Annotated in this window: 31 protein-coding genes and 1 other annotated feature; all 31 genes read left to right on the top strand. The window is 47.6% G+C overall.

Annotated elements, in window-relative coordinates:
- The first annotated feature begins 8 nt into the window (after positions 1-8).
- The gene (gene rplA / locus KNQ09_RS16870; RefSeq protein WP_064300983.1) at positions 9-695 is read left to right on the top strand and encodes a 50S ribosomal protein L1; all 687 of its coding nucleotides are present in this window, start codon (positions 9-11) and stop codon (positions 693-695) included.
- A gap of 55 nt (positions 696-750) precedes the next feature.
- Positions 751-902, top strand: a sequence feature (ribosomal protein L10 leader region).
- A gap of 50 nt (positions 903-952) precedes the next feature.
- A complete protein-coding gene (gene rplJ, locus KNQ09_RS16865; RefSeq protein ID WP_023466611.1) occupies positions 953-1,459 on the top strand; it encodes a 50S ribosomal protein L10 in 507 nt (168 codons plus the stop codon).
- Between the two features lie 76 nt (positions 1,460-1,535).
- Complete coding sequence (gene rplL / locus KNQ09_RS16860) at positions 1,536-1,904, top strand: 50S ribosomal protein L7/L12 (protein ID WP_023466613.1); 369 nt, start codon at positions 1,536-1,538, stop codon at positions 1,902-1,904.
- Positions 1,905-1,986: 82 nt separating this feature from the next.
- Complete coding sequence (locus KNQ09_RS16855; protein WP_023466614.1) at positions 1,987-2,583, top strand: class I SAM-dependent methyltransferase; 597 nt, start codon at positions 1,987-1,989, stop codon at positions 2,581-2,583.
- 231 nt (positions 2,584-2,814) lie between these two features.
- A complete protein-coding gene (rpoB, locus tag KNQ09_RS16850; RefSeq protein ID WP_064300988.1) occupies positions 2,815-6,372 on the top strand; it encodes a DNA-directed RNA polymerase subunit beta in 3,558 nt (1,185 codons plus the stop codon).
- 20 nt (positions 6,373-6,392) lie between these two features.
- Positions 6,393-9,992 carry a DNA-directed RNA polymerase subunit beta' gene (gene rpoC / locus KNQ09_RS16845; protein WP_050677143.1) on the top strand — a complete coding sequence of 1,200 codons (3,600 nt, stop codon included), beginning with the start codon at positions 6,393-6,395 and terminating at the stop codon, positions 9,990-9,992.
- 80 nt (positions 9,993-10,072) lie between these two features.
- Positions 10,073-10,324, top strand: a complete 252-nt coding sequence (locus tag KNQ09_RS16840) for a ribosomal L7Ae/L30e/S12e/Gadd45 family protein (protein WP_023466620.1) — start codon at positions 10,073-10,075, stop codon at positions 10,322-10,324.
- Between the two features lie 125 nt (positions 10,325-10,449).
- On the top strand, positions 10,450-10,869 hold the full coding sequence (gene rpsL / locus KNQ09_RS16835) for a 30S ribosomal protein S12 (protein WP_023466621.1): 420 nt from the start codon (positions 10,450-10,452) through the stop codon (positions 10,867-10,869).
- Positions 10,870-10,918: 49 nt separating this feature from the next.
- Positions 10,919-11,389 carry a 30S ribosomal protein S7 gene (gene rpsG, locus KNQ09_RS16830; protein WP_023466623.1) on the top strand — a complete coding sequence of 157 codons (471 nt, stop codon included), beginning with the start codon at positions 10,919-10,921 and terminating at the stop codon, positions 11,387-11,389.
- A 124-nt stretch (positions 11,390-11,513) separates the two neighbouring features.
- Positions 11,514-13,592: an elongation factor G gene (gene fusA / locus KNQ09_RS16825; protein WP_050677142.1), complete on the top strand. Its 2,079-nt coding sequence runs from the start codon at positions 11,514-11,516 to the stop codon at positions 13,590-13,592.
- 117 nt (positions 13,593-13,709) lie between these two features.
- A complete protein-coding gene (gene tuf / locus KNQ09_RS16820; protein WP_058266098.1) occupies positions 13,710-14,897 on the top strand; it encodes an elongation factor Tu in 1,188 nt (395 codons plus the stop codon).
- 316 nt (positions 14,898-15,213) lie between these two features.
- The gene (rpsJ, locus tag KNQ09_RS16815; RefSeq protein ID WP_029343090.1) at positions 15,214-15,522 is read left to right on the top strand and encodes a 30S ribosomal protein S10; all 309 of its coding nucleotides are present in this window, start codon (positions 15,214-15,216) and stop codon (positions 15,520-15,522) included.
- Between the two features lie 68 nt (positions 15,523-15,590).
- The gene (gene rplC / locus KNQ09_RS16810; protein WP_023466629.1) at positions 15,591-16,217 is read left to right on the top strand and encodes a 50S ribosomal protein L3; all 627 of its coding nucleotides are present in this window, start codon (positions 15,591-15,593) and stop codon (positions 16,215-16,217) included.
- 29 nt (positions 16,218-16,246) lie between these two features.
- Positions 16,247-16,870 carry a 50S ribosomal protein L4 gene (rplD, locus tag KNQ09_RS16805; protein ID WP_023466630.1) on the top strand — a complete coding sequence of 208 codons (624 nt, stop codon included), beginning with the start codon at positions 16,247-16,249 and terminating at the stop codon, positions 16,868-16,870.
- The gene (gene rplW, locus KNQ09_RS16800) at positions 16,870-17,154 is read left to right on the top strand and encodes a 50S ribosomal protein L23 (RefSeq protein WP_023466631.1); all 285 of its coding nucleotides are present in this window, start codon (positions 16,870-16,872) and stop codon (positions 17,152-17,154) included. Before rplD ends, rplW begins: the two co-directional genes overlap by 1 nt.
- Positions 17,155-17,186: 32 nt before the next feature.
- Positions 17,187-18,017 (top strand): 50S ribosomal protein L2, encoded by an 831-nt coding sequence (gene rplB, locus KNQ09_RS16795; protein ID WP_023466632.1) that lies wholly within the window; start codon positions 17,187-17,189, stop codon positions 18,015-18,017.
- Between the two features lie 63 nt (positions 18,018-18,080).
- On the top strand, positions 18,081-18,359 hold the full coding sequence (rpsS, locus tag KNQ09_RS16790) for a 30S ribosomal protein S19 (RefSeq protein WP_012369013.1): 279 nt from the start codon (positions 18,081-18,083) through the stop codon (positions 18,357-18,359).
- 20 nt (positions 18,360-18,379) lie between these two features.
- A complete protein-coding gene (gene rplV / locus KNQ09_RS16785) occupies positions 18,380-18,712 on the top strand; it encodes a 50S ribosomal protein L22 (RefSeq protein ID WP_012369014.1) in 333 nt (110 codons plus the stop codon).
- Between the two features lie 12 nt (positions 18,713-18,724).
- Complete coding sequence (rpsC, locus tag KNQ09_RS16780; protein ID WP_023466633.1) at positions 18,725-19,381, top strand: 30S ribosomal protein S3; 657 nt, start codon at positions 18,725-18,727, stop codon at positions 19,379-19,381.
- Positions 19,382-19,414: 33 nt separating this feature from the next.
- Entirely contained in the window at positions 19,415-19,852 is a 438-nt protein-coding gene (rplP, locus tag KNQ09_RS16775) for a 50S ribosomal protein L16 (RefSeq protein ID WP_012369016.1), read from the top strand.
- Positions 19,839-20,042: a 50S ribosomal protein L29 gene (gene rpmC / locus KNQ09_RS16770; protein ID WP_012369017.1), complete on the top strand. Its 204-nt coding sequence runs from the start codon at positions 19,839-19,841 to the stop codon at positions 20,040-20,042. Before rplP ends, rpmC begins: the two co-directional genes overlap by 14 nt.
- Positions 20,043-20,073: 31 nt before the next feature.
- On the top strand, positions 20,074-20,337 hold the full coding sequence (rpsQ, locus tag KNQ09_RS16765) for a 30S ribosomal protein S17 (protein ID WP_023466634.1): 264 nt from the start codon (positions 20,074-20,076) through the stop codon (positions 20,335-20,337).
- A 48-nt stretch (positions 20,338-20,385) separates the two neighbouring features.
- The gene (rplN, locus tag KNQ09_RS16760) at positions 20,386-20,754 is read left to right on the top strand and encodes a 50S ribosomal protein L14 (protein ID WP_012369019.1); all 369 of its coding nucleotides are present in this window, start codon (positions 20,386-20,388) and stop codon (positions 20,752-20,754) included.
- 34 nt (positions 20,755-20,788) lie between these two features.
- Complete coding sequence (gene rplX, locus KNQ09_RS16755) at positions 20,789-21,100, top strand: 50S ribosomal protein L24 (RefSeq protein ID WP_012369020.1); 312 nt, start codon at positions 20,789-20,791, stop codon at positions 21,098-21,100.
- 31 nt (positions 21,101-21,131) lie between these two features.
- Entirely contained in the window at positions 21,132-21,671 is a 540-nt protein-coding gene (gene rplE / locus KNQ09_RS16750; RefSeq protein WP_023466635.1) for a 50S ribosomal protein L5, read from the top strand.
- A gap of 14 nt (positions 21,672-21,685) precedes the next feature.
- A complete protein-coding gene (gene rpsN, locus KNQ09_RS16745; RefSeq protein ID WP_023466636.1) occupies positions 21,686-21,955 on the top strand; it encodes a 30S ribosomal protein S14 in 270 nt (89 codons plus the stop codon).
- Positions 21,956-21,986: 31 nt separating this feature from the next.
- Complete coding sequence (rpsH, locus tag KNQ09_RS16740) at positions 21,987-22,385, top strand: 30S ribosomal protein S8 (RefSeq protein WP_012369023.1); 399 nt, start codon at positions 21,987-21,989, stop codon at positions 22,383-22,385.
- A gap of 31 nt (positions 22,386-22,416) precedes the next feature.
- On the top strand, positions 22,417-22,953 hold the full coding sequence (rplF, locus tag KNQ09_RS16735; protein WP_023466637.1) for a 50S ribosomal protein L6: 537 nt from the start codon (positions 22,417-22,419) through the stop codon (positions 22,951-22,953).
- A gap of 37 nt (positions 22,954-22,990) precedes the next feature.
- Entirely contained in the window at positions 22,991-23,341 is a 351-nt protein-coding gene (rplR, locus tag KNQ09_RS16730; protein ID WP_023466638.1) for a 50S ribosomal protein L18, read from the top strand.
- Between the two features lie 22 nt (positions 23,342-23,363).
- Entirely contained in the window at positions 23,364-23,864 is a 501-nt protein-coding gene (rpsE, locus tag KNQ09_RS16725) for a 30S ribosomal protein S5 (protein ID WP_023466639.1), read from the top strand.
- Between the two features lie 18 nt (positions 23,865-23,882).
- A complete protein-coding gene (gene rpmD / locus KNQ09_RS16720; RefSeq protein ID WP_023466640.1) occupies positions 23,883-24,068 on the top strand; it encodes a 50S ribosomal protein L30 in 186 nt (61 codons plus the stop codon).
- Positions 24,069-24,093 lie beyond the last annotated feature (25 nt).

The raw sequence follows: 24,093 nt of genomic DNA, 5'->3' as shown, positions 1-24,093 counted from the left end.
AACCTAAAATGGGTAAGAAGTACAAAGAAGCTGCTAAGCTTATCGATCGTACGGTTTCATACGAACTCGCAGAAGCTGTAGATTTGACTAAAAAATCTGCAACTGCGAAATTCGATGAGACTATCGAATTGGCTGTTCGTCTCGGAGTAGATCCGAAGAAAGCAGACCAACAAATCCGTGGAGCAGTCGTATTGCCACACGGTACTGGTAAAACACAAAAAGTTCTCGTCTTCGCGAAAGGTGAGAAATTAAAAGAAGCGGAAGCTGCTGGAGCAGATTACGCTGGTGATGCTGAGTACATCAACAAAATCCAACAAGGATGGTTCGACTTCGACGTTATCGTCGCGACACCAGACATGATGGGTGAAGTTGGTAAACTTGGTCGCGTTCTCGGACCAAAAGGCCTCATGCCAAACCCAAAAACAGGTACAGTTACATTTGACGTCACAAAAGCAATCAACGATATCAAAGCTGGTAAAGTTGAGTACCGTGTCGACAAATCAGGTAACATCCACGTTCCTGTCGGTAAAAAATCATTCGATAACGAGAAACTCGTTGATAACATCAACACAGTTATCGAAACTCTCGTAAAAGTTAAGCCTGCTACTGCTAAAGGTGTATACCTTAAGAACATCGCGATCGCTTCTACAATGGGTCCTGGTGTAAAAGTATCTTCAGCTGACTTCGCGAAATAATTTCGTCTAAAACGAACTTGACAACGTTCTAAGAACGCTGTTACAGTATAAAACGTTGATATATTTCGACATACCGTAGACAGAAGGTGCTCACATGGGCATAAATCCTTCCGAGGTGTTCTTGCTCAGAGAGCCTGTTTGTTCAGGTATCCTTTTTGACGATTACGCCTCCTCTGCTCTGCAGACGGAGGCTTTTTATTTGAAATCGAGCAGCCCCTCGCACCGGTACATTTCATCTACCAGGAGGTGCAACAGAAATGGCAAACGAAAAAGTTATCGCTGTCAAAGCGGATCTCGTATCTGAGATCGCTGAGAAACTCCAAGCGAGCGCAGGAACAGTTGTCGTCGACTACCGTGGTCTCACAGTAGAAGAAGTCACTGAACTTCGTAAACAACTCCGCGAAGCGGGCGTTGAATTCAAAGTTTACAAAAACGGTCTCCTCCGCCGCGCGGCAGTTCAAAGCAACCTCGAAGGTCTTGATGAAGTCTTCACAGGTCCTAGTGCGATCGCCTTCAGCAATGAAGACGTTATCGCGCCAGCTAAGATCTTGAACGACTTCGCTAAAACGCACAAGGCTCTCGAACTTAAAGGTGGTATCATCGAAGGCAAAGTCACTTCAGTAGAAGATGTCAAAGCCCTTGCGGAACTTCCATCACGCGAAGGTCTCCTTTCGATGCTCCTCAGCGTGCTTCAAGCGCCAATCCGTGGACTCGCGGTGGCAACGAACGCAATCGCAGAGCAAAAAGAAGAACAATCTGCTTAATTTCTGCTTAGCGGGATAGGCAACCAACACAATTTTCACACCCCAACGTGGGCTAAATCAAAGGAGGAAAACCATAATGGCTTTCAACAAAGAGCAATTTATCGAAGACCTCAAGGGCATGACTGTTCTTGAACTTAACGAACTCGTAAAAACAATCGAAGAAGAATTCGGCGTATCAGCAGCAGCTCCAGTAGCAGTTGCAGGTGCTGGCGCAGGCGCAGCAGCTGAAGAGCAAACTGAATTCGACGTTATCCTTACTAACGCTGGATCTGGTAAAATCAACGTCATCAAAGCAGTTCGCGAATTGACTGGTCTCGGTCTTAAAGAAGCGAAAGCTCTCGTAGACGGAACTCCAGCACCAGTTAAAGAAGGCGTTTCGAAAGAAGACGCTGAAGCAATGAAAGCTAAGCTTGAAGAAGCTGGCGCTACTGTAGAAGTTAAGTAATTTTCTTCTTCCGTAGAAACAAAAGAAGCTCGCATTGCGAGCTTCTTTTGTTTTCATCTTTTACATGAGAGGGGAAGGAAACATGGCGGATCATTATTATACGAATGACCCTTCATCGAAACGAGATCCGAAGACGTGGGAATATGTCCTGCGTGGTCAGACGCTCCGCTTTACATCGGACCATGGTGTCTTTTCGAAGAACGGAATCGATTTTGGTTCCCGTCTGTTGATCGAGGCATTCACGGAACCGGCTGTAGCGGGAGACATTTTGGATGTCGGTTGCGGATACGGACCGATGGGCATCGCGCTTTCGAAGTCGACGGGTCGTCCGGCGCACTTGATCGATGTCAATGAACGGGCGCTCGAACTAGCGGCAGACAATGCGCGCGCGAACGGTGTTTCCGTGACGACCGGTGTGAGTGACGGGTATGATGGGGTAGGCGAATCGACATTCGCAGCGATCGTGACGAATCCACCGATTCGGGCGGGAAAAACGGTCGTTCATCGTATTCTCCGGGAAGCGTATGATCACCTTGTCGTCGGCGGCGAGCTTTGGGTCGTCATTCAAAAGAAACAAGGTGGACCATCAGCGAAGAAATTGATGGAAGACGTATTCGGTATGTGTGAGACAGTTACCCGCGATAAAGGGTACTCGATATTTAAATCAATTCGGTCTTGACAAATCGAAGGATTTGTCGTTGACCGCATGTTGTGTCTATGATAGTATTATAAAATGCCATTGGAGTGATTTTTGGATAAGATGTTTGAAAGCAGCTGGCGTTCTCGACTACAGATGATTAAGTAGACAAGACGTCGCTTTTTTGCGCTTATCAATCAAAAAATGGCTTCAATGTTCGATATTACACCCGTCCTTCTCTATAAGAAGAAGTGGGTCTGAGAGGTGAATCAGTTGACTGGTCAACTTGTTCAGTACGGTCGTCACCGTCAGAGAAGAAGCTATGCACGTATCAGCGAAGTATTGGAACTTCCAAACTTAATCGAGATTCAAACGAATTCGTATGAGTGGTTCCTGCGGGAAGGTCTTCGTGAGATGTTTCATGACATTTCGCCGATTTCCGATTTCACAGGGAATCTCGTATTAGAATTCATCGACTACTCGCTCGGAGAGCCGAAGTATTCGATCGATGAATCGAAAGAGCGCGACGTGACCTATTCGGCACCACTACGCGTTAAAGTCCGTCTTCAAAATAAAGAGACGGGTGAATTGAAAGAACAAGAAGTCTTCATGGGTGACTTCCCGCTTATGACGGAGTCGGGAACATTCATCATCAATGGAGCGGAGCGCGTAATCGTTTCGCAGCTTGTTCGTTCGCCAAGTGTTTATTACAACAATAAGTTAGATAAGAACGGTAAGCGTGGATTCTCCGCGACAGTCATCCCAAACCGTGGTGCATGGCTCGAGCTCGAGACAGACGCGAAAGACATCGTTTATGTTCGCATTGATCGCACGCGTAAGATTCCAGTAACGGTTCTTTTACGTGCTCTTGGTTTCGGTACGGATCAGGAAATCATCGATCTTCTCGGTGATGATGAGTACCTCCGGAATTCACTTGAAAAAGATAATACGGAATCAACGGAAAAAGCCCTCATCGAGATTTATGAGCGTCTACGTCCGGGAGAGCCGCCGACAGTCGAAAACGCAAAAGCGTTGCTCGTGTCGCGCTTCTTTGACCCGAAACGTTATGATTTGGCAAACGTTGGTCGTTATAAAATCAATAAAAAGCTTCATCTTAAGAACCGTCTCTTCGGTCAAAAACTCGCGGAAACGCTTGTTGATCCTGAGACAGGTGAAGTCATCGCGGAAGCAGGAACGGTCCTTGATCGTCGTATGCTCGATAAAGTCCTTCCATTCCTCGAAGGATCCGTTGGTTACATCGAAGCGACGCCTACAGGCGGCGTGACGCAGGGTGAGGCTTTCAACTTACAGTCAATCAAGGTGTTCGCACCGGACGATGCTGAAGGTGAACGCATCATCAATATCATCGGTAACGGTAACATCGATCGTGACATCAAGCACATCACGCCTGCTGACATGATTGCTTCCATCAACTACTTCTTCAACTTGTTGCATGAAGTCGGTACGACAGACGATATCGACCACCTCGGTAACCGTCGTCTTCGTTCAGTCGGTGAGCTGCTCCAGAACCAATTCCGGATCGGTCTCTCACGGATGGAACGTGTCGTTAAGGAACGGATGTCGATTCAGGATCAGAATGCGATCACGCCACAGGCATTGATCAACATTCGTCCAGTTATCGCATCGATTAAAGAGTTCTTCGGTAGCTCGCAGTTGTCTCAGTTCATGGACCAAACGAACCCGCTTGCGGAATTGACGCACAAACGTCGTCTTTCAGCACTCGGACCTGGTGGTTTGACACGTGAGCGCGCTGGTTTCGAAGTTCGTGACGTACACTACTCGCACTATTCCCGTATGTGTCCGATCGAAACGCCAGAGGGACCAAACATCGGTTTGATCAACTCGTTGTCTTCGTACGCGAAGGTCAATGAGTACGGCTTCATCGAAGCGCCATATCGTCGTGTCGATCCGGAAACGGGCGTTGTCACGGATGAAATCCACTACATGACTGCTGACGAAGAGGATCTCTACGTCGTCGCACAGGCAAACATGTTGTTGACGGAAGAGAAGACGTTTAAAGATTCACACGTCCTTTCACGTTTCCGTGGACAAAACTTGTCTGTCGAACCAGCACGTGTCGATTACATGGACGTTTCACCGAAGCAGGTTGTATCTGCCGCAACGGCTTGTATCCCGTTCCTTGAGAACGATGACTCGAACCGTGCCCTCATGGGAGCGAACATGCAACGTCAGGCCGTCCCACTTCTGAACCCGGAATCTCCGATTGTCGGTACAGGAATGGAGTACGTGTCTGCGAAAGACTCAGGAGCCGCTGTCGTTGCGAAGCACGCAGGGATCGCTGAGCGTGTCACGGCGCGTGAAATCCTTGTCCGTCGTACGACGGAAGTCGATGGCAACATCGTTGAAGGGGAACTCGACCGTTACAAGATTCAAAAATTCATCCGTTCTAACCAAGGAACGTGTTATAACCAAAAACCAATCATCAAAGCAGGCGACCCAGTCGATAAAGGCGAGATCCTTGCAGATGGTCCATCGATGGACGGTGGGGAACTTGCGCTTGGTCGCAACGTACTCGTCGGTTTCATGACATGGGATGGTTACAACTATGAGGATGCTGTCATCATGAGTGAGCGTCTTGTCAAAGACGACGTCTACACATCGATTCACATCGAAGAATACGAATGTGAGTCGCGTGATACGAAACTCGGACCGGAAGAAATCACACGTGATATTCCGAACGTCGGTGATGATGCCTTGAAAAACCTCGACGATCGCGGAATCATCCGCGTCGGTGCGGAAGTCAAGGACGGCGATATCCTCGTCGGTAAAGTTACGCCGAAGGGTGTAACGGAATTGACAGCGGAAGAACGTCTTCTTCATGCAATCTTCGGTGAAAAAGCACGTGAAGTCCGTGATACATCTCTCCGTGTACCACACGGTGGTGATGGAATCATCCTCGACGTCAAAATCTTCGACCGCGATAATGGGGACGAGCTCTCACCTGGTGTCAACCAGTTGATCCGTGCTTACATCGTTCAGAAGCGTAAGATTCACGAGGGTGACAAAATGGCGGGTCGTCACGGTAACAAAGGTGTTATCTCGCGTATCCTTCCAGAAGAAGACATGCCGTACATGCCAGACGGTACGCCAATTGACATCATGTTGAACCCACTTGGGGTTCCATCACGGATGAACATCGGGCAGTTGCTCGAGCTTCACCTCGGGATGGCAGCACGTCAACTCGGCATCAAAGTCGCATCACCGGTATTCGATGGTGCGCGTGAGGAAGATGTTTGGGCAACGATTGAAGAAGCAGGTATGGATCGCGACGCGAAGACTGTCCTTTATGATGGTCGTTCGGGTGAAGCGTTCGATAACCGCATCTCTGTCGGTGTCATGTATATGATTAAACTTGCTCACATGGTCGATGATAAACTTCACGCACGTTCGACAGGACCATACTCACTCGTCACACAACAACCGCTCGGTGGTAAAGCCCAGTTCGGTGGTCAGCGTTTCGGTGAGATGGAAGTATGGGCACTTGAAGCATACGGCGCAGCCTACACGCTCCAAGAGATCCTTACAATCAAGTCGGATGACACGATCGGTCGTGTTAAAGCGTACGAAGCAATCGTCAAAGGTGAGAATGTACCACAACCGGGCGTACCGGAATCGTTCCGAGTCCTCATTAAAGAGCTTCAATCCCTCGGTATGGACGTCAAGATGATGTCTGCTGATGATGAAGAAATCGAAATGCGCGACGAAGACGAGGACAATATCCCGAACGCGACTCCAGCACTCGAAGAAGTTCAAGCGCCTGTCGCACCAGTTGTTACTGAAGAGGAATAAGCGAAAGGGAGGTCCACCCCTTGGTAGATGTTAATAGATTTGAATATATGCAAATCGGCCTCGCTTCCCCCGAAAAGATCCGTTCATGGTCTTTCGGGGAAGTGAAAAAGCCGGAGACGATCAACTATCGTACACTCAAACCGGAGAAAGACGGTTTGTTCTGTGAACGTATCTTTGGTCCAACAAAAGACTGGGAATGTTACTGTGGTAAATACAAACGGATCCGCTATAAAGGAATCATTTGTGACCGCTGTGGCGTTGAAGTCACGAAGTCGAAAGTCCGTCGTGAGCGCATGGGTCACATCGAGCTCGCAGCACCGGTTTCGCACATCTGGTACTTCAAAGGAATTCCTAGCCGTATGGGACTCGTCCTCGACATGTCACCGCGTGCGTTAGAAGAGATCATCTACTTCGCGTCGTACGTCGTCACAGATCCAGGCGAATCGACACTTGAGAAGAAACAACTCCTTTCAGAGAAAGAATACCGTGCATATCGTGAGAAGTTCGGTCGTTCGTTCACTGCTGAAATGGGTGCGGAAGCAGTTCGTAAATTGCTCCGTGACGTGGAACTCGATAAAGAAGTCGCTGCATTACGTGAAGAGCTTCGTATGATTCAAGGACAACGTCGTACGCGTGCGATCAAACGCCTTGAAGTCCTCGATGCGTTCCGTAACTCAGGCAACAATCCGGAATGGATGGTGCTTGAAGTACTTCCAGTCATCCCACCGGAACTTCGTCCGATGGTTCAACTCGATGGCGGACGTTTCGCAACGTCTGACTTGAACGACTTGTACCGCCGCGTCATCAACCGTAACAACCGTCTCAAGCGTCTTCTTGACCTTGGCGCTCCGAACATCATCGTTCAGAATGAAAAACGGATGCTTCAAGAAGCAGTCGATGCTTTGATCGATAACGGTCGTCGTGGTCGTCCAGTCACTGGACCAGGTAACCGTCCACTTAAATCACTTTCACACATGTTGAAAGGGAAACAAGGACGTTTCCGTCAAAACTTGCTCGGTAAACGTGTCGACTACTCTGGTCGTTCGGTTATCGTCGTTGGTCCAAACCTGAAGATGTATCAATGTGGTCTTCCAAAAGAAATGGCCCTTGAGCTCTTCAAACCGTTCGTCATGAAAGAACTCGTCTCTCGTGGCATCGCACCGAACATTAAGAGTGCGAAACGGAAAATCGAGCGCGTTCAACCTGAAATCTGGGATGTCCTCGAAGAAGTCATCCGTGAGCATCCGGTTCTCTTGAACCGTGCACCGACACTTCACCGTCTCGGTATCCAGGCATTCGAACCAACGCTCGTCGAAGGACGCGCGATTCGCCTTCACCCACTCGTATGTACGGCGTACAACGCCGATTTCGATGGTGACCAAATGGCGGTTCACGTACCACTTTCGGCAGAAGCACAAGCAGAAGCACGTCTTCTCATGCTCGCTGCACAAAACATCTTGAACCCGAAAGACGGTAAACCTGTCGTTACACCATCGCAGGATATGGTCCTCGGTAACTACTACCTCACGCTCGAGCGCGAAAACGCGATCGGCGAAGGTAAAATCTTCTCGACAGTGAACGAAGCGCTCATCGCTTACCAAAACGGTTATGCGCACTTCCATACACGTGTTGCGATTCCAGCCGGCGTTCTGAAAAACCCGACATTCACGGAAGAGCAAAACGAGAAATTATTGATTACAACAGTCGGTAAGTTGATCTTCAACGAGATCCTCCCAACGACGTTCCCTTACTTGAACGAACCAACGATGACGAACCTTCAAGAAGCGACGCCAGACAAGTACTTCCTTGAAAAAGGAACAGATGTCGCGGCAGAACTGAAGAACCGTCCGATCATCGACCCGTTCAAAAAAGGATTCCTTGGAAATGTCATCGCGGAAGTCTTCAAACGGTTTGAGACGACAGAAACAAGCCGCATGCTCGACCGCATGAAAAACCTCGGATTCAAACACTCGACTCGTGCCGGTATCACGGTAGGGATCGCGGACATCATCGTTCTTCCAGATAAACAAGAAATTCTTGTTGAAGCGCAGGACAATGTCGACCGCGTCATGAAATCGTACCGTCGTGGTCTCATCACAGAAGACGAGCGCTATGAGCGCGTCGTTAAATCGTGGAATGATGCGAAGGATGAAATTCAGTCTCGTCTGATGAAATCCCTCAACCGTCTCAACCCGATCTTCATGATGAGTGACTCCGGTGCCCGTGGTAACGCGTCGAACTTCACGCAGCTCGCTGGTATGCGTGGACTCATGGCCGCTCCAAGTGGACGGATCATCGAGCTCCCGATCAAATCATCGTTCCGTGAAGGTCTAACGGTACAGGAATACTTCATCTCGACACACGGTGCACGTAAAGGTCTTGCCGATACAGCCTTGAAAACGGCTGACTCAGGTTACCTGACTCGTCGTCTTGTTGACGTTGCTCAAGACGTCATCATCCGTGAAGATGATTGTGGAACGGATCGTGGTATCCGCGTCACAGCACTCCGTGAAGGAACGGAAGAGATCGAAAGCCTCTACGACCGTCTCGTCGGCCGTACTGCATTCGAAAACGTCGTTCACCCAGAAACAGGAGAAGTCCTCGTTTCAACGAACGAACTCATCGATGAAGACATCGCGCGTGCAATCACGGACGCAGGTGTCGATAACGTTGAGATCCGCACTGCCTTCACATGTAACACAAGCCATGGTGTCTGTAAGAAATGTTACGGACGCAACTTGGCAACAGGCAACGACGTCGAAGTCGGCGAAGCTGTCGGTATCATCGCGGCACAATCAATCGGTGAGCCAGGAACGCAGCTTACGATGCGTACCTTCCACACAGGTGGGGTTGCCGGGGATGATATCACACAAGGTCTTCCGCGTATCCAAGAGTTGTTCGAAGCGCGTAACCCGAAAGGTCAAGCGGTCATCTCGGAAATCGATGGTCAAGTCATCGACTTCACGGAATCGCGTGACAAACGTGAATTGACGGTCCAAGGACTCAGCGAAACACGCACATACACGATCCCATTCGGTTCGCGTCTACGTGTTCAGCTCGGGGACGAGGTCAAAGCCGGTCAAGTCTTCACGGAAGGTTCGATCGATCCGAAAGAACTCTTGAACGTTAAAGGTGTATCCGGCGTTCAGAACTACTTGCTCCAAGAAGTTCAAAAAGTATACCGGATGCAAGGGGTTGAGATCGGTGACAAACACGTCGAGGTCATGGTTCGCCAAATGATCCGTCGCGTACGTGTCATCGAGTCTGGTGAGACTTCACTCTTACCAGGTTCGCTCGTCGATATCAGCACGTTCAAGGAAGCTTGTAAAGAAGCGCTCCGTAACGGGAAAGCCCTCGCTTCGGCGAAACCAGTTCTTCTCGGTATCACGAAAGCGTCACTTGAAACAGATTCATTCCTATCGGCTGCGTCGTTCCAAGAAACGACTCGTGTCCTTACGGATGCAGCGATTAAAGGGAAGAGCGACTACCTTCGCGGCTTGAAAGAGAACGTCATCATCGGTAAGTTGGTTCCAGCTGGTACTGGGATGGCACGTTACCGTCAGATCGATCTCGAAGTAGCTGGCGAAGCACCTGTAGAAGCCGATTCTCCGGTAGAATAAAACGCCTTGACACGCCGGTATGGCGGTGCTACTATGATATAGTGTTGCCAACCGGCTGTGTTATTTTGGAGGATATCTTCATGTCTTACAAAAAAGTAGTCGGCGCAGATTTGAAGTTTGTCGGTCAAAAGCAAACGCTCAAAGCATTGCGATCTGGCAAGGCGTCGGAAGTGATCATTGCGGATGACGCAGATGAACACGTAAAACAAGCATTGCTCGATGCGGCGAAACAAGCTAACGTTCCAGTCGTGAATGTTCCTTCTAAGCAAGAGCTTGGAAAAGCTTGTGGAATCGATGTCGCAGCAACCGCTGTTGCCATTAAGAAAGTTTGATAATGCGTTTTGTGTGGCGATGGAATGCCTGAGCCACGCAAAACGTTTCATTATGACTTTCGATGAACCACCCGGCTCGGTGGTTTTGAAATTTGTCATGAATTCAGGAAGGGAGGATCTCAAAGATGCCTACTATCAACCAATTAGTCCGTAAAGGACGTCAATCAAAAGTTGTGAAATCAGATTCGCCAGCGCTGAACAAAGGGTACAACAGCTTCATTAAAGCTCGTACTGACATCAGCTCACCACAAAAACGTGGTGTTTGTACTCGTGTAGGTACAATGACTCCGAAGAAACCGAACTCGGCTCTTCGTAAATACGCACGTGTACGTTTGACGAACACAATGGAAGTAACAGCTTACATCCCAGGTATCGGCCACAACCTTCAAGAGCACAGTGTTGTTCTTATCCGCGGCGGCCGCGTAAAAGACTTACCAGGGGTACGTTACCACATCGTTCGTGGTGCGCTTGATACAGCTGGTGTTGACGGCCGTATGCAAGGTCGTTCGAAATACGGTACTAAACGTCCTAAAGTTAAAAAATAATCTAGATATCTTAAGATATCACCTCACTATATGAAAGGAGGGACTCGGAATGCCACGTAAAGGTCAAGCAGAACGTCGTGATGTAATGGCTGATCCGATCTACAACTCTAAACTCGTTACCCGCCTTATCAACCGTCTTATGTTAGATGGTAAAAAAGGTACTGCTCAACAAATCTTATACAAAGCTTTCGAAACTATCGCTGAACGTTCAGGTCGCGATGCAATGGAAGTCTTTGAAGAAGCGATGAACAACATCATGCCAGTTCTTGAAGTTAAAGCACGCCGTGTAGGTGGAGCTAACTATCAAGTTCCTGTCGAAGTTCGCCCAGAGCGTCGTACGACACTCGCACTTCGTTACCTCGTGAACTACTCACGTCTCCGTAACGAAAAAACTATGGATGCGCGCCTTGCTAACGAAATCATGGACGCTGCAAACAACACTGGTGCTTCTGTTAAGAAGCGCGAAGATATGCACAAAATGGCGGAAGCGAACAAAGCGTTTGCTCACTACCGCTGGTAATTCCGAAAATCACCACCTCATGCATGCCATTTTTAATGGAATTATGAGGTGGCTTTCGGGTATAGTCATGACGTGTGGCAACACACGACCACTAAACTAAAATGCGAAAGGAGAATGTTTAAAGATGGCAAGAGAATTCTCCCTTAAGAACACTCGTAACATCGGGATCATGGCTCACATCGATGCTGGTAAAACAACAACGACTGAGCGTATCCTGTATTACACGGGTCGTATCCACAAGATTGGTGAAACGCACGAAGGTGCTTCACAAATGGACTGGATGGAGCAAGAGCAAGAGCGTGGGATCACGATTACATCGGCAGCAACAACTGCTCAATGGAAAGGTAACCGCGTAAACATCATCGATACACCTGGACACGTAGACTTCACAGTTGAGGTTGAACGTTCACTTCGCGTACTTGATGGTGCGGTAGCAGTACTTGACGCTCAGTCTGGTGTTGAGCCACAAACTGAGACAGTATGGCGCCAAGCTACAACTTACGGCGTACCACGTATCGTTTTCGTTAACAAAATGGATAAAATCGGTGCAGACTTCTTGTACTCGGTTGGAACGCTTCGCGAACGCCTCCAAGCGAACGCACACGCGATCCAAATTCCAATCGGTGCGGAAGATGAATTCAAAGGAATCATCGACCTCGTCGAACAGAAAACATACATGTACGGCAACGATCTCGGAACTGACATCGAAGTGACTGACGGTTTCCCAGCTGATCTCGCTGATCAAGCTGAAGAACTCCGTGGATCATTGATCGAAGCAGTTGCGGATTACGAAGAAGAATTGATGATGAAATACCTCGAGGGTGAAGAAATCACAATCGACGAGTTGAAAGCGGCTATCCGTAAAGCAACTCTGACAGTTGACTTCTATCCTGTACTCGTAGGTTCGGCATTCAAGAACAAAGGTGTTCAGCTTATGCTTGACGCAGTTCTCGATTACCTCCCATCACCAATCGACGTAAAAGCGATCTCAGGTATCGACATGGATACGGATGAAGAAATCGTGCGTGAGTCTTCGGACGAAGCACCATTCTCTGCACTCGCGTTCAAAGTCATGACTGACCCTTACGTCGGTAAACTTACATTCTTCCGTGTGTACTCTGGTACAGCTTCGGCAGGATCGTACGTTAAAAACTCAACAAAAGGCAAACGTGAGCGTCTTGGACGTATCCTTCAAATGCACGCAAACAGCCGTGAAGAAATCCCGATGGTATACGCGGGTGACATCGCTGCAGCTGTAGGTTTGAAAGATACAACTACTGGAGATACGCTTTGTGCAGAGAAAGACAACGTCGTTCTCGAATCAATGACATTCCCAGAACCAGTTATCTCGGTCGCTATCGAACCAAAAACGAAAGCTGACCAAGATAAAATGGGTCAAGCCCTCGCTAAGCTTGCTGAAGAGGATCCAACGTTCCGCACTGAAACAAACCCAGAGACTGGTCAAACGATCATCTCAGGTATGGGTGAGCTTCACCTCGACATCATCGTTGACCGTATGCGTCGCGAGTTCAAAGTCGAAGCAAACGTTGGTGCTCCACAAGTAGCTTACCGTGAAACGATCCGCCAAGCGGCGAAGATCGATTCGAAGTTCGCTCGTCAATCTGGTGGTCGTGGTCAGTATGGTCACGTCGTCGTAGAATTCGAGCCGAACGAAGAAGGCGCTGGCTTCGAGTTCAACAACAAAATCGTCGGTGGTGTTGTTCCACGTGAATACATCCCAGCGGTTGAGCACGGAATCGAAGAAGCACTTCAAAACGGTATCCTTGCTGGTTACCCGGTCGTTGACGTAAAAGCTTCACTCGTCTTCGGATCGTACCACGATGTCGATTCAAACGAGATGGCATTTAAAGTTGCGGCTTCAATGGCAGTCAAACAACTTAAAGATAAGAGCGGCGCTGTTATCCTTGAGCCAATGATGAAAGTTGAAATCGTCATCCCAGACGAATACATGGGAGACATCATGGGTGATGTTACATCACGCCGTGGTCGCGTAGAAGGTATGGAAGCACGCGGTAACGCTCAAGTTGTCCGTTCAATGATTCCACTTTCTGAAATGTTCGGATACGCTACTGGTCTTCGTTCACGCACACAAGGTCGCGGAACGTACTCGATGCACTTCGATCACTACGAAGAAGTACCGAAATCAGTTGCGGAAGAAATCATCAAAAAAGCAAACGGCTAATCCTTCACAGGTTGTCACGCTTTTATGATTAGTGTAAGCTAAGGAAGGTGTACGTTATCTTACGACTCACCTTCCTAGTTATAAAAAATTATTAGACACATAGAGGAGGAATTCAGAATGGGTAAGGAAAAATTCGACCGTTCTAAACCGCACGTTAACGTTGGTACAATCGGCCACGTCGACCACGGTAAAACAACTTTAACAGCAGCTATCTCAGCTGTACTTGCAAAAGCACAAGGTAAAGCTGCAACTAAGTTTGACCAAATCGATGGTGCTCCAGAAGAGCGCGAGCGCGGTATCACAATCGCAACAGCTCACATCGAGTACGAAACAGAAAAACGCCACTATGCACACGTTGACTGCCCAGGTCACGCTGACTATGTTAAAAACATGATCACTGGTGCTGCACAAATGGACGGCGCGATCCTCGTTGTTTCTGCAACAGATGGTCCAATGCCACAAACACGTGAGCACATCTTGCTTTCACGTCAAGTAGGTGTTCCTTTCATCGTAGTATTCATGAACAAAGTTGACATGGTTGACGACGAAGAGCTTCTTGAGCTCGTCGAAATGGAAATCCGTGAGCTTCTTTCTGAGTACGACTTCCCAGGTGATGACCTCCCAGTTATCCAAGGTTCTGCTCTTGGCGCGCTTAACGGCGAAGCTAAATGGGAAGAAAAAATTCTTGAACTCATGTCAGCTGTCGATGAGTACATCCCAGAACCAACTCGTGACACTGAAAAAGACTTCATGATGCCAGTTGAGGATGTCTTCTCAATCACTGGTCGTGGTACAGTTGCTACTGGCCGCGTTGAGCGTGGAGTTCTTAAAGTCAACGACGAGATCGAAATCGTTGGTCTTCACGAAGAAACTAAAAAATCAGTATGTACTGGTGTAGAGATGTTCCGTAAGCTTCTTGACTATGCTGAAGCTGGCGACAACATCGGTGCTCTTCTCCGTGGTGTATCACGTGACGACATCGAGCGTGGACAAGTTCTCGCGAAACCAAACACAATCACACCACACAAAAAGTTCAAAGCGCAAGTTTACGTTCTTTCTAAAGAAGAGGGTGGCCGTCACACGCCATTCTTCGCGAACTACCGCCCGCAGTTCTACTTCCGTACAACTGACGTAACTGGTATGGTTCAACTTCCAGAAGGTACTGAAATGGTTATGCCTGGGGACAACATCGAAATGACTGTTGAACTCATCGCACCAATCGCTCTTGAAAAAGAAACTCGTTTCTCAATCCGTGAAGGTGGCCGTACAGTAGGCGCTGGATCAGTTACAGAAATCGTTGAGTAATTTTTAAGACAAAGGTCTTCCGTCTCCCGTGGCGGAAGACCTTTTTTCATTTCTTTGAAAACAGTCTTGCAACATGGTCTGACATCTTATATACTGAGGAAAGTGTTTGTGCGAGTGGTGAGAGACTTGAATACATATTCTATTTTATTAGTGCTTGCATTCTTGCTGGTGATTCAGTATGATAGAATATGTTGGTCACAAACACAACGCGATGAAGCGGGAGGTTATGACACACCAGGCGGCATTGCCATGGCTAGTGTGGAAATTTCCGCGGAGAATGTCTATTTACGAAATAGGCGAAAAGGAGGGAAATAACATGGCAAATGAAAAAATTCGGATCCGTTTGAAAGCATACGATCACCGCGTGCTTGATCAATCGGCTGAGAAGATTGTCGACACAGCAAAACGTTCAGGTGCTACTGTATCTGGTCCGATCCCACTCCCAACGGAGAAAGCGGTCTACACAGTACTTCGTGCCGTTCACAAGTACAAAGATGCTCGTGAGCAGTTCGAAATGCGTACACACAAACGTTTGATCGACATCGTTAACCCAACACCGAAAACTGTTGATGCGCTTATGCGTCTCGAACTTCCATCGGGCGTTGACATCGAAATCAAACTTTAATTTTTCTTCTATAGATAGTTGATACTAGCCAGAAGATCAAAATCATTCAATATTAGGAGGTGTATCTCATGGCTAAAGGAATCTTAGGAACTAAACTCGGTATGACACAAATCTTCAACGAGTCAGGCGAAGTCGTCCCTGTTACTGTCGTTTCAGTCGAAGGTAACGTTGTTCTTCAATTGAAAACAACGGAAGTTGACGGTTACGAAGCAGTTCAACTCGGCTTTGGTGATATCAAAGAAGGTCGTCAAAACAAACCGCAAAAAGGTCACGCTGCGAAAGCAAACGCGACACCTAAGCGCTTCATTAAAGAAATCCGTACATCAGTAGCAGATTTCGAAATCGGTCAAGAGATTAAAGCAGATACTTTCGCTGCAGGCGAAATGGTTGATGTAACAGGTACGTCGAAAGGTAAAGGTTTCGCTGGTGCAATCAAGCGTCACAACCAATCACGTGGTCCAATGGCTCACGGTTCGCGTTACCACCGTCGCCCAGGTTCAATGGGTCCTGTTGCTCCTAACCGTGTATTCAAAGGGAAATTGCTCCCTGGACGCATGGGTGGAGAGCAAATCACTGTTCAAAACCTTGAAATCGTAAAAGTTGATGCAGAACGCGGCTTACTCCTCGTCAAGGGTGCTATCCCAGGCGCACGTAAGAGCCAAGTTGTCATCAAAACTGCGGTTAAAGGCAACTAATCCGTTTGCAAGGAAAGGAGGAATAACGAATGCCTAAAGTAGCTTTGCTTAACCAAACAGGTACACAAGTTGGAGACATCGAGCTCGCAGATGCCGTTTTCGGAATCGAGCCAAATGAAGCAGTCGTATACGATGCAATCGTCATGCAACAAGCTTCACGTCGCCAAGGTACACATGATACAAAAGGTCGCTCGGAAGTTCGCGGTGGCGGCCGTAAACCATGGAAACAAAAAGGTACTGGTCGTGCACGCCAAGGTTCGATCCGTTCGCCACAATGGGTTGGCGGTGGAACAGTCTTCGGTCCAACACCACGTTCGTACGCTTACAAACTTCCTAAAAAGGTTCGTCGTCTCGCACTTCGTTCAGCACTTTCTTCGAAAGTCGCTAACAACGAGTTCATCGTTCTTGAAGGATTGACAATCGATGCTCCTAAAACTAAGGACATGATCGCAGTATTCGCTGCTCTTTCAATCGAACGTAAAGTTCTCGTCGTTACTGCTGATTACAACGAGTCAGTCGTTCTTTCAACACGCAACATCCCAGGTGTCACAGTCGTTGACGCTGCAGGTGTAAACGTCCTTGATCTTGTCGCTCATGACAAAGTCATCATTACGAAGGACGCTGTTGCGAGAGTAGAGGAGGTGCTTGCATAATGGCACACACACACGACATTATCAAACGTCCTGTCATTACTGAACGTTCAGTAAACCAAATGGCTGAGAAAAAGTACACATTCGAAGTAGACGTGAAGGCATCTAAGACTCAAATCAAAGATGCAGTTGAAGCGATCTTCGGAGTGAAAGTTGACAAAGTCAACACATTGATCTCAAAACCAAAAGCAAAACGCGTAGGTCGTCACGCTGGTTACACAGCACGCCGCAAAAAAGCGGTCGTCACGCTTACTGCAGATAGCAAAGAACTCGATTACCTCGGTTAATCGGAACTCTGTAGAAAAGGAGGGAACTCTCGATGGGAATTAAAAAGTTTAAACCGACCACTAACGGTCGTCGTAATATGACTGCACTCGACTTTGCTGAGATTACGGCTTCACGTCCTGAAAAATCGTTAACTGAAAAGCTTTCGAAAAAGGGCGGACGTAACAACCAAGGTCGCTTGACAGTACGTCACCAAGGTGGCGGACACAAACGTAAATATCGTATCATCGACTTCAAACGGAACAAGGATGGCATCGCTGGTCGTGTCGCTACAATTGAGTACGATCCAAACCGCTCTGCTAACATCGCATTGATCCACTACATCGATGGTGAAAAACGCTACATCCTCGCACCGAAAGGCTTGAAAGTAGACATGCAAGTCATGGCTGGACCAGAAGCTGACATTAAAGTCGGTAATGCTCTTCCACTTTCAAACATCCCAGTCGGTACGTTGATCCACAACATCGAACTTAAGCCAGGTAAAGGTGGTCAGCTCGTTCGCGCAGCTGGTACTTCTGCTCAGCTTCTCGGTAAAGATGGTAAATACGCGATCGTTCGTCTTCAATCAGGCGAAACTCGTATGATCCTTGCTACTTGCCGTGCAACAGTCGGCGCTGTCGGTAATGAAGAGCACGAGCTCGTCAATATCGGTAAAGCTGGTCGTTCACGCTGGCTCGGAAAACGTCCTACAGTTCGTGGTTCTGTCATGAACCCAGTCGATCACCCACACGGTGGTGGTGAAGGACGTGCTCCAATCGGTCGTTCGGGCCCACTTACTCCTTGGGGTAAACCGGCACTCGGATACAAAACTCGTAAGAAAAACAAAGCGAGCGATAAATATATCGTCCGTCGTTCTAAAAAATAATTACATGATTTCTGGACGGTTCGTAGGAACCGTTCCTGAATCATGCCAAAGGGAGGTACAACTATGGGTCGCAGCTTGAAAAAAGGTCCATTCGCAGATCACCATCTGCTCGCTAAGGTTGATAAAGCCAACGAAGCTGGTGACAAACATGTCATCAAAACTTGGTCACGCCGCTCGACAATCTTCCCAGAGTTCATCGGTCACACGATCGCTGTCTACGATGGTCGTAAACACGTACCGGTTTACGTGACAGAAGATATGGTCGGTCACAAACTTGGTGAATTCGCTCCAACACGTTCTTACAAAGGACATGCTGGAAACGATAAGAAAACGAAACGTTAATCTGAGGGGAGGTACTCATTATGCAATCAAAAGCATCGGCTAATATGGTTCGCATTGCTCCTCGTAAGGCACGTCTCGTAGTAGACTTAATCCGCGGGAAGCAAATCGGCGAAGCACTTTCGATTCTTGCTTACACGAACAAGGCAGCAACGCCAATCGTTGAGAAAGTATTGAAATCGGCAATCGCGAACGCTGAGCACAACTTCGACATGAACATCGAAAACCTCGTAGTCACTGAGGCTTACGTAAACGAAGGTCCAACGCTCAAACGTTTCCGCCCACGTGCAATGGGTCGCGCAAGCCGCATCAACAAACGTACGAGCCACGTTCACATCGTGGTATCTGAAAAATAAGGAGGGATTACCGTGGGTCAGAAGATTAACCCAACTGGTCTTCGCGTAGGTATCATCAAAGACTGGGAATCACGTTGGTTCGCAGATAAAGACTATGCTGATCTCCTTCATGAAGACTACGTAGTTCGTGAATATATCGAAAAACGTCTTAAAGACGCTAGTGTCTCTAAAGTAGAAATCGAGCGCGCAGCTAACCGCTTGAACATCTCACTTCACACTGCTAAGCCTGGTATGGTTATCGGTAAAGGCGGTTCTGAAATCGAAACACTTCGTAAAGACATCACTAACCTTGCAAAAGGCAAACGCGTTCACGTTAACGTCGTTGAAGTGAAAAACCCGGATGCAGTTGCTAAGCTCGTCGCTGAGAACATCGCTCGCCAACTTGAAGGTCGCGTATCGTTCCGTCGTGCTATGAAGCAATCAATCCAACGCTCAATGCGTTCTGGTATCAAAGGAATCAAGACTGAAGTTTCTGGTCGTCTTGGTGGCGCTGATATCGCTCGTTCTGAGAAGTATTCGGAAGGAACAGTTCCACTTCATACACTCCGTGCAGACATCGATTACGGTACTGCAGAAGCTGATACAACTTACGGCAAAATTGGCGTAAAAGTATGGCTCCACCACGGTGAAGTGCTTCCTACGAAAAAAGCAGCAGCAAACGAAGAATAATCCACATCCGTCTAGGGAAGGAGGCAACACAACATGTTGTTACCAAAACGTGTAAAATATCGTCGTGTTCACCGCGGCAACATGCGTGGTAAAGCGAAACGTGGTACTACAGTACACTTCGGCGAGTTCGGTATCCAAGCTCAAGAAGCTAGCTGGATCACTAGCCGTCAAATCGAATCAGCGCGTATCGCGATGACTCGTTATATGAAACGTGGTGGTAAAGTGTGGATCAAGATCTTCCCACACAAGCCATACACTAAAAAACCTCTTGAAGTCCGAATGGGTTCAGGTAAAGGTGCTCCGGAGGGCTGGGTAGCAGTCGTCAAACCGGGTAAAGTAATGTTCGAAATCGCAGGAGTATCGGAAGAGATCGCACGCGAAGCTCTCCGTCTTGCATCACACAAACTTCCAGTAAAATGTAAGTTCGTAAAACGTGAAGAAAATGGTGGTGATACGAATGAAAGCAACTGATCTCCGTCAGCAAACAACTGAAGAGCTTAACGGTAAAGTCGGTTCGTGGAAAGAAGAGTTGTTCAACCTTCGTTTCCAACTCGCGACTGGTCAGCTTGAGAACCCTGCTCGTATCCGTGAAGTGCGCAAGTCGATTGCACGCGCGAAAACCGTTCTTCGTGAACGCGAACTCGGCATCAACAACGCATAATTCACTCGGATTCTGAGAGGAGGAACACTCAATGGAACGCACTAACAACCGCAAAGTGTTAACTGGACGCGTCGTTTCTGACAAAATGGACAAAACGATCGTAGTTACAGTTGAAACAAAAGTAAAGCACAAGCTTTACGGCAAACGCGTAAACTACTCTAAAAAGTACAAAGCGCATGATGAAAACAACACAGCTAAAATCGGTGATGTTGTACGCATTCAAGAAACACGTCCATTATCTAAGGACAAACGTTTCCGTCTCGTAGAAGTCATTGAAGAAGCAGTAATCATCTAAACTCTAATTAGTTCGGGTGAATAAACATCCGGAGGGAGGTACAATCGTATGATTCAACAAGAATCTCGCTTAAAAGTAGCAGACAACTCAGGAGCTCGTGAAGTCTTGACGATCAAAGTCCTCGGTGGTTCTGGTCGTAAAACTGCTAACATCGGTGACGTTATTGTTTGTACAGTAAAACAAGCAACACCAGGTGGCGTTGTCAAAAAAGGTGAAGTTGTACGCGCAGTAGTCGTTCGTACTAAACGTGGCGTTCGTCGTAAAGACGGTTCGTACATCCGTTTTGACGAAAACGCAGCAGTCATCATCAAAGATGACAAAAGCCCACGTGGCACACGTATCTTCGGACCAGTCGCACGCGAACTTCGTGAAAAAGACTTCATGAAGATCGTCTCGTTGGCACCGGAAGTACTTTAATTCCAAAGAATTCCTACAAGGAGGTGCTCTAACGATGCATGTCAAAAAAGGTGATAAAGTTCAGGTTATGACTGGTAAAGACAAAGGCAAACAAGGCGTTGTCCTTACAGCTATGCCTAAAAAAGATCGCGTAATCGTCGAAGGCGTTAACATGATCAAAAAACACTCAAAACCTTCTCAACTCAACCCGCAAGGCGGAATTGTCGAGAAAGAAGCACCGATTCACGTATCGAACGTTATGCTCATCGACCCTAAGACAGGTAACCCAACACGCGTTGGTTTCACTGTGGTTGACGGCAAGAAAGTACGTATCGCTAAAAAATCGGGCGAAGCTTTAGATAAATAAGAAGATTTAAAGAAAGGAGGTCCACTTTCTGATGAACCGTTTAAAAGCTAAATACCAAGACGAAATCGTCAAAGTAATGATGGAGAAATTCAATTACAGTTCTGTAATGCAAGCGCCGAAAGTCGATAAAATCGTAATCAACATGGGTGTTGGTGACGCTGTTACGAACTCTAAGGCACTTGACATGGCAGTTGAAGAGCTTCAGCTCCTCACTGGTCAGAAACCACTCATCACGAAAGCTAAGAAATCAATCGCTGGTTTCAAACTTCGTGAAGGTATGCCAATCGGTGCGAAGGTTACACTTCGTGGCGAGCGCATGTACGAATTCCTCGACAAGTTGATCAACGTGTCACTTCCACGTGTACGTGACTTCCGTGGCGTATCGAAAAAATCTTTCGATGGCCGTGGTAACTACACGCTAGGCGTGAAGGAACAATTGATCTTCCCAGAGATCGACTACGATCGCGTATCGAAAGTCCGTGGTATGGACATCGTTATCGTAACTACTGCTAACACGGATGAAGAGTCACGTGAGCTTCTCACTGCACTCGGCATGCCATTCCAAAAATAAGGGAGGTCGACAACATGGCTAAGAAATCAATGATCGCACGTGAAGTAAAACGTCAAGCACTCGTTGAGCGCTACGCTGAAAAACGCGCAGAATTGAAAGCACAAGGCGACTACATCGGCTTGAGCAAACTCCCACGTAACTCTTCAGCGGTTCGTTTACACAACCGTTGTAGTATCACTGGCCGTCCACACGGTTACATTGGTAAATTCGGTATCAGCCGTATTAAGTTCCGTGATCTTGCTCATAAAGGTCAAATCCCTGGTGTTAAAAAAGCAAGCTGGTAATTCATTAAAGTTGTGAAAGGAGGTACATCGCATGGTTATGACAGATCCGATTGCAGATATGCTTACACGCATTCGTAATGCAAACATGGTTCGCCATGAGAAGTTGGAAATGCCAGCTTCTACAATCAAACGTGAAGTCGCTGAAATCCTCAAACGTGAAGGTTTCATCCGCGATGTTGAATATCTCGAGGACAGCAAACAAGGTACGCTCCGCGTATTCCTTAAATACGGCGCAAGCAACGAGCGCGTCATCACTGGACTCAAACGTATCTCGAAACCAGGTCTTCGCGTTTACGCGAAAGCTGATGAAATCCCGAAAGTACTCGGTGGTCTCGGAATCGCTATCGTTTCAACATCTAAAGGTGTAATGACTGATAAAGAAGCTCGCCAACAAAAAGTCGGCGGCGAAGTGATCGCATACATCTGGTAATACACGCATAAAAAGAACGGAGGTGTCTTAAATGTCACGTATTGGTAAAAAGCCAGTCGTCATCCCAGCAGGCGTTACAGTAACAGTTGAAAACAACACGGTTACGGTAAAAGGTCCTAAAGGGGAACTCTCACGCGAGTTCAGCCCAGCTATGGCGATCAACGTAGAAGGTAATGAATTGACTGTCACTCGTCCGAACGACGAGAAAGCAAGCCGTACGATCCACGGAACGACTCGTGCGCTTATCGCGAACATGGTCGAAGGTGTAAGCAACGGTTTCGCTAAGACACTCGATATCCAAGGTGTTGGTTACCGTGCACAAAAGCAAGGTAACAAAATCGTACTCAACCTCGGTTACTCACACCCAATCGAGTACACTCCGGAACAAGGCATCGAAGTCGAAGTTCCTACGAATACGCAACTCATCGTTCGCGGAATCAGCAAAGAACGTGTTGGTCACGTCGCTGCATTGATCCGTTCGTACCGTCAACCTGAGCCGTACAAAGGTAAAGGTATTCGTTACAGTGATGAAGTCGTTCGTCGTAAAGAAGGTAAAACAGGTAAGTAATTCGCGAATGCGAATTGACCGGAAAGGAGTGGCATAAATGATCTCAAAGGCAGATAAAAACGCTACGCGTAAAAAACGTCATGGTCGTGTCCGTCGTACAATCATCGGGACTGCAACACGTCCACGTATGAACGTATTCCGTTCGAACAAGAACATTTACGTACAAGTCATTGACGATGCAACACATGCAACACTCGCATCTGCATCATCACTCGACCTTGAAAAAGGCAACACGACTGACGCTGCGGCAGCAGTTGGTAAGCTCGCAGCTGAGCGCGCTCTTGAAAAAGGTATCGAAACAGTCGTTTTCGACCGTGGAGGATATCTCTATCATGGACGTATCAAAGCTGTAGCTGAAGCAGCTCGTGAAGCTGGTCTCAAATTCTAATAGAAAAGGAGGGAACCTCTACATGCGCCAGTTAGAAATTAACATGGATCAACTCGAAGAACGCGTTGTTACCGTAAACCGCGTCGCGAAAGTAGTAAAAGGTGGCCGTCGCTTCCGTTTTGCTGCCCTCGTCGTCGTTGGTGACAAGAATGGTCACGTAGGTTTCGGTACGGGTAAAGCTCAGGAAGTGCCTGAAGCGATCCGTAAAGCAATCGAAGATGCTAAGAAAAACATGGTTAACGTTCCAATCGTTAACACAACAATTCCACACGAAGTCAACGGTGTATTCGGTGCAGGTCACGTCTTCTTGAAGCCTGCTTCTGAAGGTACTGGAGTCATCGCTGGTGGTCCAGTTCGTGCGGTTCTCGAATTAGCGGGAATCAACGACATTCTTTCAAAATCACTTGGATCAAGCACTCCAATCAACATGGTTCGTGCGACTGTCGAAGGTCTCACATCACTCAAACGTGCTGAAGAAGTTGCGAAACTCCGCGGTAAAACCGTCGAAGAACTTCGCGGTTAAGAAAGGGAGGGAAAACAGATGGCGAAACTCGCAGTTACCCTCACACGCAGCATGATCGGTCGTCCGGAGAACCAACGCGTTACTACTCGTACGCTTGGTCTCCGTAAGATGCACCAGACTGTTGTCGTACCTGACAACGCTGCTATGCGTGGGATGATTAACCACGTGTCACACTTAGTGACAGTAAAAGAAATTCAAGAGTAATAGTTCGATATAATTTTATGAGGAG

It is taken from the genome of Exiguobacterium sp. s191, assembly GCF_018618955.1.
Lineage (GTDB): Bacteria > Bacillota > Bacilli > Exiguobacteriales > Exiguobacteriaceae > Exiguobacterium_A > Exiguobacterium_A abrahamii.
The sequence above is the reverse complement of the archived record's forward strand: the minus strand, read 5'-3'. Positions and strand labels throughout refer to the sequence as shown.